Here is a 15849-nt window from a genome sequence, read left to right on the forward strand (position 1 = left end):
CTCGGCGGCGGCGCGAGGCGCCACGCTGCTGGGCCTGATGGTTCGCTCGCTCCGCTCGCTCATGCCGCCGCTCCCGGCCGACGCTCGCCACCGGGGCGGCCCGGTCGTTCCCAGAGGGGCGGCGGCGTGCCGCCCCGAACCTCCGCGAGCATGTCACGCAGCCGCAGCATGATGGTGTCGGTCATCTCCTCGAGGACAGCCTTCGTCGGGGTGGCTTCGCTCCACCGGCTCAGGTCGACCGGCGGGCCGGCGACCACGGTCACCGGGATCCGGGGCCGCGGGTTGAGCCGGGCCCTGCGCGGGTCGAAGATCCGCTCCGGGCCCCACATGGCGACCGGGATCACCGGCGCGCCGGTGGCGAGCGCGAGCCGGGCCGCGCCGGTCTTGCCCTTCATCGGCCACAGGTCCGGTTCGCGGGTGGTGGTGCCCTCCGGGTAGATCACCACGGCGCCGCCCTCGTCGAGCGCGGCGACCAGGGCGTCCAGCGACTTCACCGCGTCCACGGTGCCCCGCTCGACCGGGATCTGCCGGCACCGGTGCAGAATCCAGCCGATCACCGGGACCCGGAACACGCTGGCCTTGCCGAGGAAGCGCGGCCAGCGGCCGGAGTCGTAGACGAAGTGCGCCGCGACCAGGGGGTCGGCGTGCGAGATGTGGTTCGGCACGATGATCACGCCACCGTCGCGGCGGAGGTGCTCCATGCCGCGCCAGGTGCGCCGGGTCCAGACCGTCATGACCGGCTTGACCAGCACCACGGCGAACCATTGCCAGAATCCCAGCCTCCGCCGTGTCACTGCGCCTCCTCGTGCCGCCCCGACCCGCACCGACCCGCACCGGTCCGCACCCGGTGACGCCCGCAGCGGAAATCATGCCTGCTCGCCCCGGGTCCGGCCAGAGAGGGTACCGCCGTCCGGCTGGCAGGATGGCGGGTGTGAGTCAGCCGAGGTGGACCGTCGTGGTGCCGGTGAAGCGCCTCGCCGCCGCGAAGAGCCGGCTGCGGGGGGCGCTGCCGGCCGTACCGCACGAGGCGCTGGCGCTGGCCCTGGCGGCCGACACGGTCGCCGCGGTGCGGGCCTGCCCCGCGGTGGCCGGGGTGCTGGTGGTCACCGACGACGCCCGGGTGGCCGCGGCGGCCCGCCGGGCGGGCGCCCGCGCGCTGCCGGACGCCCCGGACGCCGGCCTGAACGCCGCGTTCCGGCACGGCGCGTCGGCCGCCGGCGGCGGCTGGGTGGCCGGGCTCACCGCCGACCTGCCCGCTCTGCGCCCGGCCGAGCTGGCGGCGGCGCTGCACGCGGCGCAGGCCGGCCCGGCGGGCGTACGCCGGTTCGTGCCCGACGCCCCCGGCGACGGCACCGTGCTGCTGGCCGCGCCGCCGGGCGTGCCCCTGGATCCCCGGTTCGGGGTCGGCTCGGCCGCCGCGCACGCCACAAGCGGGGCGCTGGCCCTGACCGGGGACTGGCCGAGCCTGCGCCGCGACGTGGACACCGCCGACGACCTGGCCGCGGCGGCCCGGCTCGGGCTGGGGCCGGAGACCGCCGCGCTCGCCGCCGCCGGCTGCCCCGCCTGACCCGCGCCGGCCGGCGTGGGCGCGGCGGTGTGCGGGCGGGGTGCGGGGTGCGGGCGGTGTAGCGTGCGGGGCATGCAGGGCACGGTGGCCACCTACGACGCGGCGACCCGCAGCGGGATGCTGCTCCTCGACGACGGCACCGAGCTGGCCTTCCCGGCCCGGGCGTTCGACGCCTCCGGCCTGCGGCTGCTCCGCCTCGGCCAGCGGCTGCGCGTCGAGACCGACGCCGCCGGCGAGGTCGTCCGGGTGACGTTGCCGACGATGGCCTGAGCGACTGGTCGATGTTCATTTTGCGTTAACCCGGACCGGGTGATTATGGGCGGGTGAGCACCCCTCGCGAGCCCGCCAACCGACCACCACGCGCCGCCGGGCCGGCCGCCGCCCGCAACGGCACCCGCTCCCGGGGCGCCGACGGCCGCTTCCGCCCGAGCGAGCCGGCCGGGGCCGCCCGGACCGACGACGGCCCCGACGCGGCGACCGCCTCCGCCGGCCTGGAGGAGGTGCTGGACCCGGTCACCGGGCCGTCCCCCGCCGCCCCGGCGGCCCCGACCCCGGCGGCGCCCGGCGCCGACGACGAGCCGCCCGCCGTGGCGCCGCTGCCCGAGGACCGCTTCCTCAACCGGGAACTCTCCTGGCTCGACTTCAACGCCCGGGTGCTGGCGCTCGCCGAGGACCCGCGCACGCCGCTGCTGGAGCGGGCCAAGTTCCTGGCCATCTTCGCCAGCAACCTGGACGAGTTCTACATGGTGCGGGTGGCCGGGCTGAAGCGGCGGCTCCAGGCCGGCCTGCCGGTGCGCGGCGGCGACCGGATGCCGCTGCGCACCCAGCTGGAGCTGGTCGCCGAGAAGGCCGCCACGCTGGTCACCCGGCACTCGGCCTGCTTCACCGACGACGTCCTGCCGAAGCTGGCCGCCGAGGACATCCGCATCCTGCGCTGGGCGGACCTGGACGACCCCGAACGGGAGCGGCTGCGCGCGTACTTCCGGGAGCAGATCTTCCCGGTGCTGACCCCGCTGGCGGTCGACCCGGCGCACCCGTTCCCGTACATCTCGGGGCGGTCGCTCAACCTGGCCGTGGCGGTGCGCGACCCGGACGGCGGCTCCGAGTTGTTCGCCCGGGTGAAGGTGCCGAACAACGTGCCCCGGTTCGTCCGGGTGCACCGGGACCTGCCGGGCGTGCGGATGCTGCCGGTGGAGGACCTGATCTCGGTGCACCTGGGGCAGCTCTTCTCCGGCATGCAGGTGGTCGAGTGCCACCTGTTCCGGGTCACCCGCAACGCCGAGGTGGAGGTCGACGAGGACCGCGACGAGGACCTGCTCCAGGCCCTGGAACGGGAGCTGGCCCGGCGCCGGTTCGGCCCGCCCGTCCGGCTGGAGGTGGACGCCTCGATCTCCGACCACATGCTGGAGCTGCTCGTCCGCGAACTGGACATGCACGACCAGGAGGTGCTGCGGGTGCCCGGCCTGCTGGACCTCTCCGCGCTGTGGCAGCTCTACAACGAGGCCGACCGGCCGGACCTGAAGGACCCCCCGTTCGTGCCGGCCACCCATCCCCGGCTCACCGAGGGCGAGGTGCCGCGCAGCGTCTTCGCCACCCTGCGCGACGGCGACATCCTGGTGCACCACCCGTACCACTCGTTCGCCACCAGCGTGCAGCGCTTCATCGAGCAGGCCGCCGCCGACCCCGACGTGCTGGCCATCAAGCAGACCCTCTACCGCACCAGCGGCGACTCGCCGATCGTCGACGCGCTGGTCGACGCGGCGGCCGCCGGCAAGCAGGTGGTGGTGCTGGTCGAGCTGAAGGCGCGCTTCGACGAGGTGGCCAACATCGGCTGGGCGCGCACCCTGGAGCGCGCCGGCTGCCACGTCGTCTACGGCCTGGTGGGCCTGAAGACGCACTGCAAGACCGCCCTGGTGGTACGCCAGGAGGGCAACCAGATTCGCCGCTACTGCCACATCGGCACCGGCAACTACCACCCGAAGACCGCCCGGCTCTACGAGGACTTCGGCATGCTCACCGCCGACCCGGAGATCGGCGCCGACCTGACCGACCTGTTCAACGTCCTCACCGGCTACAGCCGGCAGACCGCGTACCGGCGGCTGCTGGTCGCCCCGCAGGGCATCCGCAGCGGGCTGATCGAGCGCATCGAGCGGGAGATCTCGCACGTGCGGCTCGGCATGCCCGGGCTCGTGCAGATCAAGGTGAACTCGCTGGTCGACGAGGAGATCACCGACGCCCTCTACCGGGCCTCCCGGGCCGGCGTGCACGTCGACCTGGTCATCCGGGGCATGTGCACGCTGCGGCCGGGGGTGCCGGGCCTGTCGGAGAACATCCGGGTCCGCTCCATCCTGGGCCGGTTCCTGGAGCACTCCCGGATCTTCCGGTTCGGCAACAACGGCGACGCCGAGTTCTGGATGGGCTCGGCCGACCTGATGCACCGCAACCTGGACCGCCGCGTCGAGGCGCTGGTGCAGGTCAGCGACCCGGTCGCCCGGGCCGAGCTGGACCACGTCATGGCCGCCGCGATGAGCCCGGACGTGGAGGCGTTCGAGCTGGCGGCGGACGGCACCTGGAGCCGGCGTACCGGCACGGCCGAGGAGCCGCTGGTGCACCTGCAGGAACTGCTGCTGCGTCGCGTCGGTGGCACGGCGGGCTGACCGGCACGCGCATAGGCTGACCGGATGCTGGATGAGCGGGACGCGGCCGGCCCGGGTCGGAGCTCGGCGGCCGACATCCCCGACGGGACGACGCCGATCCGGGCGGCCGGCGGCGTCGTGTGGCGCCCCGCCGACGACCCCGGCCCCACCGCCGTGGGCCCGGGCGCGCGGGGCGCCGGGGTGCTGGTGTGCCTGGTGCACCGGCCCCGCTACGGCGACTGGTCGCTGCCGAAGGGCAAGTTGGAGCCGGACGAGCACCCCCTGCTCGCCGCCGTACGCGAGGTGGCCGAGGAGGCCGACGTCCGGGCGGTGCCGCAGATGCGGCTGCCCAGCGTGCGCTACCGCAGCGAGGGCCGGCCGAAGGTGGTCGACTACTGGTCGATGCGGGCGGTGGCCGACGGCGGCTTCCAGCCGGGCACTGAGGTCGACGAGGTGCGCTGGCTCGACGTCGACGAGGCCGTGCGGCTGGTCAGCTACCCGCACGACGCGGAGGTGCTGGCCGCGTTCGCGGCCCTGCCGGCGGTGACCGGGACGATCGCGCTCGTCCGGCACGGGCACGCCGGCAAGCGGGGCACCTGGTCCGGCCCGGACACCGGCCGGCCGCTCGACGCCCAGGGCTGGGCGCAGGCGCAGGCGCTGGCCCCGCTGGTGGCGTTGGTCCACCCGGCGCGGCTGCTGTCGGCCTCGGCCCGCCGGTGCGTGCAGACCCTCGACCCGGCGGCAGCGCTGCTCGACCTGCCGATCGAGGTGAGCGGCGACCTGGACGAGCCGCGGCCGGGCCAGCAGCCCGACGAGTGCGCACTGGCCGTCGCCGCCCGCCTGACCGCGCTGGCGGCCTCCGGCGAGCGGGCGGGGGTGTGCAGCCAGGGCAAGGTGATTCCGGCCGCCCTGGAGCGGCTCAGCGGCCGGGCGGGCGACTTCACCACCCCGAAGGGCGGCGGCTGGCTGCTCGCCTTCGCCGGGGACCGCCTGCTCGCCACCGACCGCCTCTGACCGGCCGCCCCCGCCGAACCACCGACCGCCTCTGCCCGGCCGCCCCCGCCGAACCACCGACCGCCTCTGACCGGCCGCCCCCGCCGAACCACCGACCGCCTCTGCCCGGCCGCCCCGCCGACCCATCGACCCGGTGTGGTGCGGCCGCCCGCGTGCCCCGGCCGACGCGCCCCGGCGGCGGGTCAGGCCGGTGGCAGGGTCAGGGTCACGGCGACCGGCAGGTGGTCGCTGGCCGTGCCGGGCGGGGCCACCGGATCGGCGGCGCCCAGGTCGGGTGTGACGAACATGTGGTCGATCTGCTGGCGCGGGTCGTCCGCCGGGCTGGTCGGCAGCGGGCGGGCCGCGGCCAGCGCGTCGACCAGCCCGGCCCGGGTGAACTCGGCGAACGCCGGATCGCCCGGCTCGGTGTTCAGGTCGCCGGCGACCACCAGCGGGCGGCCGGCCGCGTACCGGAGGGCGAAGTCGGCGACCGCGCGGGCCTGGACCACCGGGCCCTGGCCGGGCGGTGGTTGCAGGTGGGTGGCGACCACGGCGAGGCGGACGCCGTCGCCGAGGTCGACCGTGACCCCGAGGGCCTGCGCGCCGGTGGGCGCGCCGACCGCCGGCAGCGGCCGGGTCCGGGCCCCGTCCAGGGGCCAGCGGCTCAGCACGGCGTCGCCCCAGAGCGGGTCGGCGGCCGGCGCGAAGACGTACGGCATGTCCAGCCGCTCCGCCAGCAGGTCGAGCGTGTCGTGGCCGCCGTTGAGCAGCCAGCCCCGGTCCACCTCGCTGAGCGCCACGACGTCGGCCCCGGCGACGGCCCGCGCCAGCGCGTCCGGGTCGAAGCGGCCGTCCGTCCCGAACCCCATCCGGACGTTGTACGCCGCCACCCGCACCGTGTCGGGCGGCCCGTCCCGGTTGCTCGCGGACAGCAGCTCGTCGCTGGCGATCGCGGCAACCAGCGCCAGCCCCGTGGCCGCGGCGGCGGTCCGCAGCGGCGGCAGCGGCGCCGGCACCGGCCCCACCGCGGGCCGGGCGGCCAGGGCAACCGCGGCGACCAGCACCGCCACGGCCACGGGCACCCCGGCGTTGGGGTGGCCCAGGTCGTACGCCGCGTAGTAGAGCACCGCCGCGACGGCGAAGAGCAGCATCCCGGCGACCAGCGCGTACGCGCGCCGGCCCGCCGCCCGGCCCGGATCGGCGGTGCCGCCGTCGGCCACGGCGAACCCGGCGGCAGCGGCGGCAGCGGTCTCCTCCGTGGAGCCGGTGGCGGGGCTGTCCCGTCCGTCGGCCGCGCCGGCGGACGCCAGGCAGCCGCCGAGCCCCGCCGCGGCGAGCAGGACGGCCGGCAGCAGCAGTTCCCCGCGCTCGAGGGCGAAGAGGACGGCCCCGGCCACCAGGGCCACCGGGGCGAGCCACCGCCACGCCCCCTGGCGCGGTGACGCCAGCGCGGCGAGCAGGAATCCGCCGACCGCCACGGCGACCGGGGCGGGGCCGAGGAGCGGCACGGTGGCGACCCCCACCTCGTCGCCGGGATGCGACCGCAGCAGACCGAACTGGTACGTCGTCGCCGTGCGCGCGACCGCCGGGGAGAGCGCCACCATGCCGGCGAGCAGCAGCGCCGGGCCGGCCAGCAGCCAGCTCCGTACGCCGCCCGGGCCGGCCGGCGGCGCGGGCCGCGTCTGCCCCGCCAGGAAGAGTCCGCCGACCAGGCCGGCGGCGAGCCACGACTGCCAGCTCCCGAGGAAGCCCAGGCGGTACGTGTCCAGCGCGGTGTGCAGGATCGCCCCGAGGGCCAGCCCGAACGCCAGGCCCGGCACCGGCCGGTCGGTGGCGGCGGCGACACCGGCGAGCCAGACCAGCCCGGCGAGCAGCCCGGCCGTGGCGAGCCAGAGCTGGAGCCGCCCGCCCGGTTGGCCGGTGACGGCGAGCCGGGCGGCGGCCAGCAGGACGGCGGCGACGAGCGTGACCGGGCGGGCCCCGACTCGGCGGACCAGCGCGGGCGCGGCCAGGGCGAGCACGAACCAGCCGAGCGCGAACGCCCCCAGCAGCTCGGCCGGGGTCGAGGCGGCCTGCCCGAAGATGGTGATGACCGCCGGCAGGAAGACACGCAGCACGTCGACCAGCAGCACGACGCCCAGGGCGAGGGTGAGGGTGGTGCGGTGGCGGTAGCGCACGGGGCTGCCTTTCGCCGACCGGAAGGGGTGCGGCGATTCTGCGTGCGGGGCACCGTTCCGGTCAACGCCCCGACGGCGGGCGCGTGGACGCGGCGAGGGCGCCCACCGTGCCGGTGGACGCCCTCGTACCGCTCGACATCAGCGCTTGGCCGCGGCCTTCTTCGCCGGGGCCTTCTTCGCCGGGGCCTTCTTGGCCGCCGTCGTCTTCTTGGCTGCGGTCGTCTTCTTGGCTGCGGTCGTCTTCTTGGCCGCGGCGGTCTTCTTCGCCGGGGCGGCCTTGGCGGTCGTGGTCTTCTTCGCCGCGGTGGTCTTGGCCGCCTTCGCCGCCGTGGTCTTCTTGGCCGCGGTCGTCTTCTTCGCCGCGGCGGCCTTCGCCGCCGTGGTCTTCTTCGCCGCGGCCGTGGTGGCCTTGGCGCCGGTCGCCTTGGCACCCGCCGCCTTGGCACCCGTGGCCTTGGCGCCAGTGGTCTTGGCGGCGGCCGCGGCGGTCTTCTTCGCCGCCGCCGTGGCCTTCGGCACCTTGCCGCTGGCCACCATCTCCTTGAACCCGGCGCCCGGGCGGAAGGTCGGGACGGATGTCTTCTTGACCTTCACCGCCTCGCCGGTCCGCGGGTTGCGCGCTGTTCGGGCGCCCCGGACGCGCTTTTCGAACGCTCCAAATCCGGTGATCGCCACCTTCTCGCCCTTGGTGACCGCCGCCTGGACCTCAGCGAGGACCGCGTCGAGCGCGGCCGTCGCCGTCTTCCGGTCCCCCAGGCGAACGGCGAGCGCCTCGATGAGCTCGGCCTTGTTCACGACTTCCTCCCGATTGTGCAACTGACTCGACGCGAGCCATTCTGCGCGCACGGTATGCCCTGTGCTGCCGGGACACAAACATTCGGTGGAAAAAAGCCCTTGTGTCGTAACGGATTCGCCCCCACCGGTCAGACCGGCGGGGGCGGAAACCGCTACGGGATCGGGCGTACGGCTATGCGACCGAGGGCAGGAACGGCGGCCGGGTGGCCTCGAAGGCACTGATCTCGGCCTCGTGCCGGAGGGTGAGTCCAATGTCGTCCAAGCCCTCCATCAGCCGCCAGCGGCTGAAGTCGTCGAGCGGGAACGACCAGGTGGCCTCACCGACCCGAACCTGCCGGGCGGTCAGGTCGACGGTGACCGGGGTGGTCGGGTCGGCCTCGACGAGATCCCAGATCTCCTCGACCGCTTTCAATTCCAGCTCGACCGGGAGCAACCCCTCCTTGAGCGCGTTGCCCCGGAAGATGTCGCCGAAGCGGGGGGAGATCACGGCACGGAAGCCCCAGTCGCGCAGCGCCCAGACGGCGTGCTCCCGGGAGGAGCCGGTGCCGAACTCCGGACCGGTCACGAGAATCGACGCACCGGAATACACCGCATCGTTGAGCACGAATTCGGGGTCCTCGCGCCAGGCGCTGAACAAGCCGTCCGCGAAACCGGTCCGGGTCACCCGCTTGAGGTACACGGCGGGGATGATCTGGTCGGTGTCCACGTTGGAACGGCGCAGCGGCACGGCGGTGCCGGTGTGGGTGGTGAACCTCTCCATCTGCGGTGGCCCTTCTACAGGTCGGCGGGAGCGGCCAGCCGGCCCGCCACGGCGGTGGCGGCGGCGACCGGCGGGGAGACCAGGTGGGTGCGTCCGCCCCGGCCCTGGCGGCCCTCGAAGTTGCGGTTGGAGGTGGACGCGGAGCGCTGCCCCGGGGAGAGCGTGTCCGGGTTCATGCCCAGGCACATCGAGCAGCCGGCGAAGCGCCACTCGGCCCCGGCGTCGGTGAAGACCTTGTCCAGCCCCTCCGCCTCGGCCGCCTCGCGGACGGCGGCGGAGCCGGGCACGACGAGCATCCGCACCCCGTCGGCGACCCGGTGCCCGCGCAGCACGTCGGCGGCGGCCCGGAGGTCCTCCAGCCGGCCGTTGGTGCAGGAGCCGACGAAGACCACGTCGACCGCGAGGTCGCGCAGGGGGGTGCCGGGGCGCAGGTCCATGTACTCCAGCGCGCGGCGCGCGGCGGTCCGCTCGGCGTCGGTGACGAACTCCTCCGGGTCCGGCACCGACGCGCCCAGCGGCGCGCCCTGACCCGGGTTGGTGCCCCAGGTGACGAACGGGGTGACCGCGCTGGCGTCGAGGGCTACCTCGGCGTCGAAGGTCGCGCCCTCGTCGGTGGGCAGGCTCCGCCAGTAGGCGACCGCCGCGTCCCAGTCGGCGCCCTGCGGGGCGTTCGGCCGCCCCTTCAGGTACGCGAACGTGGTCTCGTCGGGCGCGATCATGCCGGCCTTGGCGCCCCACTCGATCGACATGTTCGCGATGGTCATCCGCCCCTCCATGGACAGCGACCGGATCGCCTCGCCGCGGTACTCGACGATGTGGCCGCGACCGCCGCCGGTGCCGACCTGGGCGATCAGCGCGAGCACCAGGTCCTTGGCGGTGACCCCGGGGGCGAGCTGCCCCGTCACGTTCACCGCCATCGTCTTCGGCCGGCTCTGCGGCAGCGTCTGGGTGGCCAGCACGTGCTCGACCTCGCTCGTGCCGATGCCGAACGCGAGCGCCCCGAACGCGCCGTGGGTGGCGGTGTGCGAATCGCCACACACGATGGTCATGCCGGGCTGGGTGACGCCGAGCTGCGGGCCGATGACGTGCACGATGCCCTGGTTGGCGTCGCCCAGCGGGTGCAGCCGCACGCCGAACTCGGCGCAGTTGCGGCGCAGCGTCTCGATCTGCGTACGCGAGGTGGGGTCGGCGATGGTGAGCAGGTCGCCACGCCGTTCCCGGAACGACGGGTCGGCGTACCCGGTCGGGGTGTTGTGGTCCTCTGTCGCGAGCGTGAGGTCGGTGCGGCGCACCCGGCGGCCGGCGAGGCGCAGCCCGTCGAAGGCCTGCGGACTGGTCACCTCGTGCAGCAGGTGCAGGTCGATGAAGAGCAGGTCGGGCTCGCCCTCGGCGGCCCGTACGACGTGCGCGTCCCAGACCTTCTCGGCCAGGGTCCTCGGCTCGGTAGTAGTGACTCCCACCATCTGGACATCCTAAATTCTGGGAGGTAAATTTCGGCTTGTGGGACACAGTATGAGCGGTGTCGGCGTTCTCGACAAGGCGGTGGTCATTCTGGCCGCCTGCGTCGACGGCGCCAGCCTGGCCGAACTCGTTGAACGCACCAAGCTGCCCCGGGCGACCGCGCACCGGCTGGCGCAGGCGCTGGAGATCCACCGGATGCTCGTCCGGGACACCCAGGGCCGCTGGCGCCCCGGCCCGCGCCTGGGTGAGCTCGCCAACGCCGCGCCGGACGTGCTCCTGACGGCGGCGGAGCCGCTGCTGGCCGCCCTGCGCGACGCCACCGGCGAGAGCGCGCAGCTCTACCTGCGCCGCGCCGACGAGCGGATCTGCGTGGCCGCCGCCGAGCGGGCCAGCGGCCTGCGGGACACCGTGCCGGTCGGCTCGGTGCTGCCGATGACGGCCGGCTCGGCGGCCCAGATCCTGCTCGCGTGGGAGCCGCCGGAGGCGGTGATGCCGCTGCTGCCCAGGTCGAAGTTCACCGGCCGCACCCTCGCCGAGGTACGCCGCCGCGGCTGGGCGCAGAGCGTCGCCGAGCGGGAGGCCGGTGTGGCGAGCATCTCAGCGCCGATCCGCGACCGCACCGGCCGGGTCATCGCCGCGATCAGCGTCTCCGGCCCGATCGAACGCCTCGGCCGCCGCCCCGGCGAACGCCACGCCATGGCCGTCGTCCGGGCCGGCCAACGCCTCTCCGGCCTCTGACCCACCCCCCGCCGGCGGCCTTCCGGGCCGGGTCCGGAAGGCGGGCGGGCCGCCGGGATCCGGGCGGGGAGCCGTGGATCCGGGCGGTGCCGAGAGCCCGAGCGGGCCGCCGGGAGCCGGGCCAGGACACCGGGAGCCGGGACGGCTGGGGAGCGGGTGGGGAGCTGGAACAGCGAAATGGTCCGCCTCGCCGGAGCGAGGCGGACCATTCGTGTTGTAGCCCCGACCGGATTCGAACCGGCGCTACCGCCTTGAGAGGGCGGCGTCCTGGGCCGCTAGACGACGGGGCCAAGACTTTCCCTGCTTCCACCGCCCTTGCGAACGGTGCCGCTGTAGTCTAGCGGCGTCCCCTGAGGGGGCCGGCACCGGGTCGGGCGGGGCGCGCGGGCCTCCGCGACGCCGGGGTGCCGGGCGGCCGGCACGCGGTCGCCGTTGGAAACCGGGCAGAGACGGCCGGGCGGGCAGGATCGGCGGAGACCGGACGGGTGGCACCGGACCGGGCCGGGAACGCGAAACGGCCCGCCTCACCAGGGTGAGACGGGCCGATCATGCTGTAGCCCCGACCGGATTCGAACCGGCGCTACCGCCTTGAGAGGGCGGCGTCCTGGGCCGCTAGACGACGGGGCCAGAACTTCCTTGCCACACCGCTCTCCCGAGCGGCGCTGCTGGACTCTATCAGAGAGAACCTCCGACTCCCTGACGGGAATCGGAGCTGCTCTCCATCAAGATCCAGCGCCCGAGGCTCTTTCGAACCTCGGCTGCGCTGGGGTACCAGGACTCGAACCTAGACTAACTGAACCAGAATCAGTCGGGCTGCCAATTACCCCATACCCCATTGGCCCCTTGCGGCGCCGGGAACAAACTTTACCCTCCCGGTGCCGACAGGCCAAATCGACCCCCCGGAACCGCCTCTGAGCTGCGAAAACCGGGCCTCGACCCGGATCAGGCGACGGGCACCACCGGATTGGTCAGCTCCCCGATCCCCTCGATCCGCACGGTGACCGTATCCCCGTCCGTGAGCGGGCTAACCCCCGCCGGCGTGCCCGTGAGCACCACGTCGCCGGGGAGCAGCGTCATCACGTGCGACACGTACGACACCAGGGCCGGCACGTCGAAGACCATGTCCCGCGTACGGCCGAGTTGGCGAACCTCCATCTCCTCGGGATTGCGACCCACCTCACACCGGACCTCCAGGTCCCGCACGTCGAGCCCGGTCGTGATCCACGGCCCGATCGGGCAGAACGAGTCGAAGCCCTTGGCGCGGGTCCACTGGCCGTCGGAGCGCTGGAGATCCCGGGCCGTGACGTCGTTGGCGCAGGTGTAGCCGAAGATGGCCCGCTCCGCGGCGGCCCGGTCGGCGCGCCGGGCGCCCGGCGCGCCGATCACCACCGCCAGCTCCGCCTCGTGCTCGACGTGCTTGGAGAAGATCGGCAGCCGGATCGCGTCGCGGGGCCCGATCACCGACGTGGACGGCTTGAGGAACAGCAGCGGCTCCTTCGGCACCTCGGTGCCGTGTTCGGCGGCGTGCTCGGCGTAGTTGCGCCCGACGCAGACGACCTTGCTGGGCAGGATCGGCGAGAGCAGCCGGACGTCGGAGAGCGCCCAGCGGGCGCCGGAGAACTGGATCTGGCCGAACGGGTGGCCCTCGATCTCGGCGACGGTCAGGCCCTGCGGGCCCGCCTCCGGCTCGCCCTCGACGACCCCGAACGACATTCCCTTGGCATGAGCAAAACGAGCGATACGCACCAGGCCAATCTAGTCCCGGACGACCCGCACGCCGGCCCAGGCCACGACCCGCCCAGGTGGATCCCGGCCGGCGGGCAGCAGCACGGCGGCGCGCCGCCCGGCCGAGGCGGCCGTAGGCGCGCCGTCCGGCCCGCGCGCCCTGGCACCGACCGGCCCGCGCAGCCCCGGGTGCGCCGCCCGGACCGCGCACCCTACGCCACGTCCCGCGTCCCGGGGCGGACTTCGCGACTTCGTACCCACCCGGCGTCGCCCCGCCCCTAGCGTCGGCTCCGGAGGTTCGTTCGTATGCCTGCATCGACACGACACCACAGGGCCCTCGCAGTGTTCGTCCACTGCCTCGGCATCCTCGCCGCCGCGCCGGCACTGCCCACGGCGGCACCACCCGCGGCGGCCGCGCAGCCACCACCGGCGGCGGCCGCGCCGACCCCGGCGCCGGCGATGCCGTCGGTGCCGCCCGCGGTGCCCACCCCGACCCGGGCCGCCCCGCCGGTGGCGAAGCCGCCGGTCACGGTGGCGGTGGCGCCGGAGAGCACGCCGGCACCGCGCTACCGGATCCAGGTCCGCAACTCCGGCAACACGCCGGTGGACACCACCGTGCGGCAGGAGCTGCCGCCCGGCGCCTCGGCGACCGCCATCACCACCGGCGGCCGGGCCACCCGCGCCACCGGCCAGTCCGCCACCGCGGTGACCTGGCAGCTCAAGCTGCCCGCCCGCAGCACCACCACCCTGGGCACGACGCTGACCACGGCCGCCCCGGACCGGCCGCTGACCGCGCCGGCCTGCGCCTTCGCCCGCGACGGCAGCCGGCCGTACGACTGCGCGACGGCGACCTGGAACGCGGCCGCGCCGGCGGCGACGAAGGAGACCCCGGAGACGCCGGCGTGGCGTCGGACGCCCGTGCTGCTGGCCGGGCTGGCCACGGTGGCGGTGCTCGCGCTCGGCGGGGTCTGGACGTGGCGGCGGCGGCGCCGCCGGCCCGTCGCCGCGGCCCTCGCGCCCGGCGGGCGGGGGACCGTCTACCCGCGGCCCGCCACGCCCCGGCCGGCGCAGACCCGCCGCACGCCGTCCGTCTGGCTGATCGTGCCGGTGGCCGCCGCGGTGCTGGCCGGCACGGTGGGCACCGCCGCCTGGACGGCCACCCGGGAGGTCGCGGCCATCGACACCGACAGCCAGCCGACCAGCGGCGCGTGGATCGGCCGGGGCACCAACGGCGCCATCGGCGAGCCGCTGCGCGAGTCGGCGTTCGAGTTCACCGTCTTCCGGGTCGCGTGCGAGCCGGGCCGCGGCGCGCGGCAGTGCCAGGCCACGGTCGGGGTGCGCAACCTCACCCCGGAGAAGCAGAGCTGGCACGGCCGCCTGCAACGGGCGTACCTGCCGGACGGCAACTTCGTCAGCACCGACGAGCAGGCCACCCGGGCCGCCAACCAGGGCCGCGACGTCTTCGCCCAGCCGATGGCGGGCGGCAACCGGATGGTGCTGCCGCTGGTCTTCACGGTCGACGGACAGGCGCCGCCGGAGCAGTTGGAGCTGCGCAGCGGGGTGTTCTCCGCCGGGGTCCGGGTGGACGTGCCCTGACCGGCGGCGGGGCGGCGGTCGTACCCTGGGTCCGTGACCGCCGCCCTCGCCCCGACCGCCGTGCTCGACGCGGCGTGCTGGCGGGCCCGGCGCCGGGCGCACGAGGAGCGAGTCGACGCCTGGCTCACCCCGCACCTGGCGCGCCGCCGCCGGGGCGGGAAGCACCCGGTGGAGGACTTCCTCTTCACCTACTACTCGCACCGCCCGGCCCAGCTGCGCCGGTGGCACCCGGGGGCCGGGGTGGCGCTGCGCGACGCGGACCCGGCCGAGTTCGGCCGGGACTACCGCGCCACCGCCGCCGGGGTCACCCTCGACACCGAGGGGGTACGCGCGCGGCGCGCCGAGTCGGTCGAGTGGATCCGGGCGCTGCTGGTGGCGACCGCCGGCCGGCCGGCGCACCTCGGCTGTTTCGGGATGCACGAGTGGGCCATGGTCTACCGGCAGACCCAGGCGGAGGTACGCCACAACGCCTGGCCGCTGCGGCTGAGCCCGGAGCGGACCGCGGCCGTGGTGGAGGAGCGCGGGGTGCGGTGCAGCCATTTCGACGCGTACCGGTTCTTCACCGCACCGGCCCGGCCGTTGAACCTGCTCACCCCGACGCGGGAGACGCAGCACGCCCACGAGCAGCCGGGCTGCCTGCACGCCAACATGGACCTCTACAAGTGGGCGTACAAGCTCTCGCCACTCGTGCCCGCCGAACTCGTCGCGGACTGCTTCGAGCTGGCCAGGGAGATCCGCACCCTGGACATGCGGGCCTCCCCGTACGACCTGTCCGACCTGGGCTACCCGCCGGTGCGGGTGGAGACCCCGGAGGGGCGGGCCGAGTACGCCGCCGCGCAGCGGGGGTTCGCCGACCGGGCCGCCGTGCTGCGAGCCCGGCTGCTGGACGCCCTGCCGGCGTAGATCCGCCGGTAGCGGCCCTCCGGCCCCTCGGCCGCCCTGCCCGCCGGTCGCCGCGGCCGTCCGTCAGTCGCCGTCGACGCGGCGGTCGCGCTTGCGCTGCGACTGGCGCTTCTTCTCGGCCAGCCGGCGTTCCTTGGCCCCGCGCGAGGGCCGGGTCGGCCGGCGGGGCGGGGGCGGCGGGGCCGCCGCCTCGCGCAGCAGCGCGACCAGCCGTTCCCGGGCCGCCTCCCGGTTGGCCAACTGCGCCCGGTGTTCACTGGCGGTGACGGTCAGCACGCCGTCGACGAGCCGCCCGGCGAGCCGGTCCAGCGCCCGCGCCCGCAGCGATTCGGGCACCCCGGGCGAGGCGCCCAGGTCGTAGCTCAGCTCGACGCGGGAGTCGGTGGTGTTGACGCCCTGGCCGCCGGGGCCGGACGAGCGGGAAAAGCGTTCCCGCAGCTCAGCGGCGGGGACGACCCACCGGTCGGTCACCCGCAGTCCGTCGTCCACACCTCGAGG

General features: G+C 75.3%; 14 protein-coding genes and 3 tRNA genes. 7 read left to right on the top strand and 10 right to left on the bottom strand.

Going from position 1 to position 15849, the window contains the following annotated elements:
• Positions 1-59: 59 nt before the first annotated feature.
• Positions 60-794 (bottom strand): lysophospholipid acyltransferase family protein, encoded by a 735-nt coding sequence (locus ABZ793_RS07700; RefSeq protein ID WP_357453479.1) that lies wholly within the window; start codon positions 792-794, stop codon positions 60-62.
• Between the two features lie 137 nt (positions 795-931).
• Here ABZ793_RS07700 and cofC point away from each other — a divergent pair, with 137 nt between their 5' ends.
• The 4 genes from cofC to ABZ793_RS07720 all read left to right on the top strand — a co-directional run bounded on the left by cofC (position 932) and on the right by ABZ793_RS07720 (position 5217).
• Positions 932-1567: a 2-phospho-L-lactate guanylyltransferase gene (gene cofC, locus ABZ793_RS07705; RefSeq protein ID WP_357453482.1), complete on the top strand. Its 636-nt coding sequence runs from the start codon at positions 932-934 to the stop codon at positions 1565-1567.
• Positions 1568-1639: 72 nt separating this feature from the next.
• Entirely contained in the window at positions 1640-1837 is a 198-nt protein-coding gene (locus ABZ793_RS07710) for a cold-shock protein (RefSeq protein ID WP_350684722.1), read from the top strand.
• Between the two features lie 53 nt (positions 1838-1890).
• A complete protein-coding gene (locus tag ABZ793_RS07715; protein ID WP_357453485.1) occupies positions 1891-4224 on the top strand; it encodes an RNA degradosome polyphosphate kinase in 2334 nt (777 codons plus the stop codon).
• Between the two features lie 24 nt (positions 4225-4248).
• Complete coding sequence (locus ABZ793_RS07720) at positions 4249-5217, top strand: NUDIX hydrolase (RefSeq protein WP_357453488.1); 969 nt, start codon at positions 4249-4251, stop codon at positions 5215-5217.
• Between the two features lie 182 nt (positions 5218-5399).
• Here ABZ793_RS07720 and ABZ793_RS07725 read toward each other — a convergent pair whose 3' ends face one another.
• The 4 genes from ABZ793_RS07725 to leuC all read right to left on the bottom strand — a co-directional run bounded on the left by ABZ793_RS07725 (position 5400) and on the right by leuC (position 10391).
• Positions 5400-7373 carry an endonuclease/exonuclease/phosphatase family protein gene (locus tag ABZ793_RS07725; protein WP_357453491.1) on the bottom strand — a complete coding sequence of 658 codons (1974 nt, stop codon included), beginning with the start codon at positions 7371-7373 and terminating at the stop codon, positions 5400-5402.
• A 138-nt stretch (positions 7374-7511) separates the two neighbouring features.
• The gene (locus ABZ793_RS07730) at positions 7512-8168 is read right to left on the bottom strand and encodes an HU family DNA-binding protein (protein ID WP_357453495.1); all 657 of its coding nucleotides are present in this window, start codon (positions 8166-8168) and stop codon (positions 7512-7514) included.
• 172 nt (positions 8169-8340) lie between these two features.
• The gene (gene leuD / locus ABZ793_RS07735) at positions 8341-8928 is read right to left on the bottom strand and encodes a 3-isopropylmalate dehydratase small subunit (RefSeq protein ID WP_357453498.1); all 588 of its coding nucleotides are present in this window, start codon (positions 8926-8928) and stop codon (positions 8341-8343) included.
• A gap of 14 nt (positions 8929-8942) precedes the next feature.
• Positions 8943-10391: a 3-isopropylmalate dehydratase large subunit gene (leuC, locus tag ABZ793_RS07740; protein WP_357453501.1), complete on the bottom strand. Its 1449-nt coding sequence runs from the start codon at positions 10389-10391 to the stop codon at positions 8943-8945.
• Between the two features lie 49 nt (positions 10392-10440).
• On the opposite strand from leuC, the gene ABZ793_RS07745 reads away from it, so the two are divergent.
• A complete protein-coding gene (locus ABZ793_RS07745; RefSeq protein ID WP_350684716.1) occupies positions 10441-11127 on the top strand; it encodes an IclR family transcriptional regulator in 687 nt (228 codons plus the stop codon).
• A 217-nt stretch (positions 11128-11344) separates the two neighbouring features.
• On the opposite strand, the gene ABZ793_RS07750 is transcribed toward ABZ793_RS07745, so the two are convergent.
• From ABZ793_RS07750 to ABZ793_RS07765, 4 genes are all read right to left on the bottom strand, one after another.
• Positions 11345-11417, bottom strand: a tRNA-Glu gene (locus tag ABZ793_RS07750).
• A 264-nt stretch (positions 11418-11681) separates the two neighbouring features.
• A tRNA-Glu gene (locus ABZ793_RS07755) sits at positions 11682-11754 on the bottom strand.
• 136 nt (positions 11755-11890) lie between these two features.
• A tRNA-Gln gene (locus ABZ793_RS07760) sits at positions 11891-11962 on the bottom strand.
• A 107-nt stretch (positions 11963-12069) separates the two neighbouring features.
• On the bottom strand, positions 12070-12873 hold the full coding sequence (locus ABZ793_RS07765; RefSeq protein WP_357453505.1) for a fumarylacetoacetate hydrolase family protein: 804 nt from the start codon (positions 12871-12873) through the stop codon (positions 12070-12072).
• A 285-nt stretch (positions 12874-13158) separates the two neighbouring features.
• Between ABZ793_RS07765 and ABZ793_RS07770 the strand changes: the two genes are divergently transcribed.
• Both ABZ793_RS07770 and ABZ793_RS07775 read left to right on the top strand, forming a co-directional pair.
• Positions 13159-14448, top strand: coding sequence for a hypothetical protein (locus ABZ793_RS07770; protein ID WP_357453508.1), 1290 nt, complete (start codon positions 13159-13161; stop codon positions 14446-14448).
• Positions 14449-14481: 33 nt separating this feature from the next.
• Positions 14482-15351: a 3-methyladenine DNA glycosylase gene (locus tag ABZ793_RS07775; protein WP_357453511.1), complete on the top strand. Its 870-nt coding sequence runs from the start codon at positions 14482-14484 to the stop codon at positions 15349-15351.
• Positions 15352-15414: 63 nt separating this feature from the next.
• On the opposite strand, the gene arfB is transcribed toward ABZ793_RS07775, so the two are convergent.
• A complete protein-coding gene (gene arfB, locus ABZ793_RS07780) occupies positions 15415-15840 on the bottom strand; it encodes an alternative ribosome rescue aminoacyl-tRNA hydrolase ArfB (protein ID WP_357453514.1) in 426 nt (141 codons plus the stop codon).
• Positions 15841-15849: the final 9 nt, after the last annotated feature.

Origin of the sequence: Micromonospora sp. NPDC047465 (assembly GCF_040643125.1) — a bacterium.
GTDB lineage: Bacteria > Actinomycetota > Actinomycetes > Mycobacteriales > Micromonosporaceae > Micromonospora.

What these genes read in the sequence shown, in the direction of transcription:
- ABZ793_RS07710 (WP_350684722.1), top strand. Translation starts at nt 1,640, where the DNA reads ATGCAGGGCACGGTGGCCACCTACGACGCGGCGACCCGCAGCGGGATG.
- ABZ793_RS07770 (WP_357453508.1), top strand. Translation starts at nt 13,159, where the DNA reads ATGCCTGCATCGACACGACACCACAGGGCCCTCGCAGTGTTCGTCCAC.
- ABZ793_RS07745 (WP_350684716.1), top strand. Translation starts at nt 10,441, where the DNA reads ATGAGCGGTGTCGGCGTTCTCGACAAGGCGGTGGTCATTCTGGCCGCC.
- ABZ793_RS07720 (WP_357453488.1), top strand. Translation starts at nt 4,249, where the DNA reads ATGCTGGATGAGCGGGACGCGGCCGGCCCGGGTCGGAGCTCGGCGGCC.
- leuC (WP_357453501.1), bottom strand. Translation starts at nt 10,391, where the DNA reads ATGGTGGGAGTCACTACTACCGAGCCGAGGACCCTGGCCGAGAAGGTC.
- leuD (WP_357453498.1), bottom strand. Translation starts at nt 8,928, where the DNA reads ATGGAGAGGTTCACCACCCACACCGGCACCGCCGTGCCGCTGCGCCGT.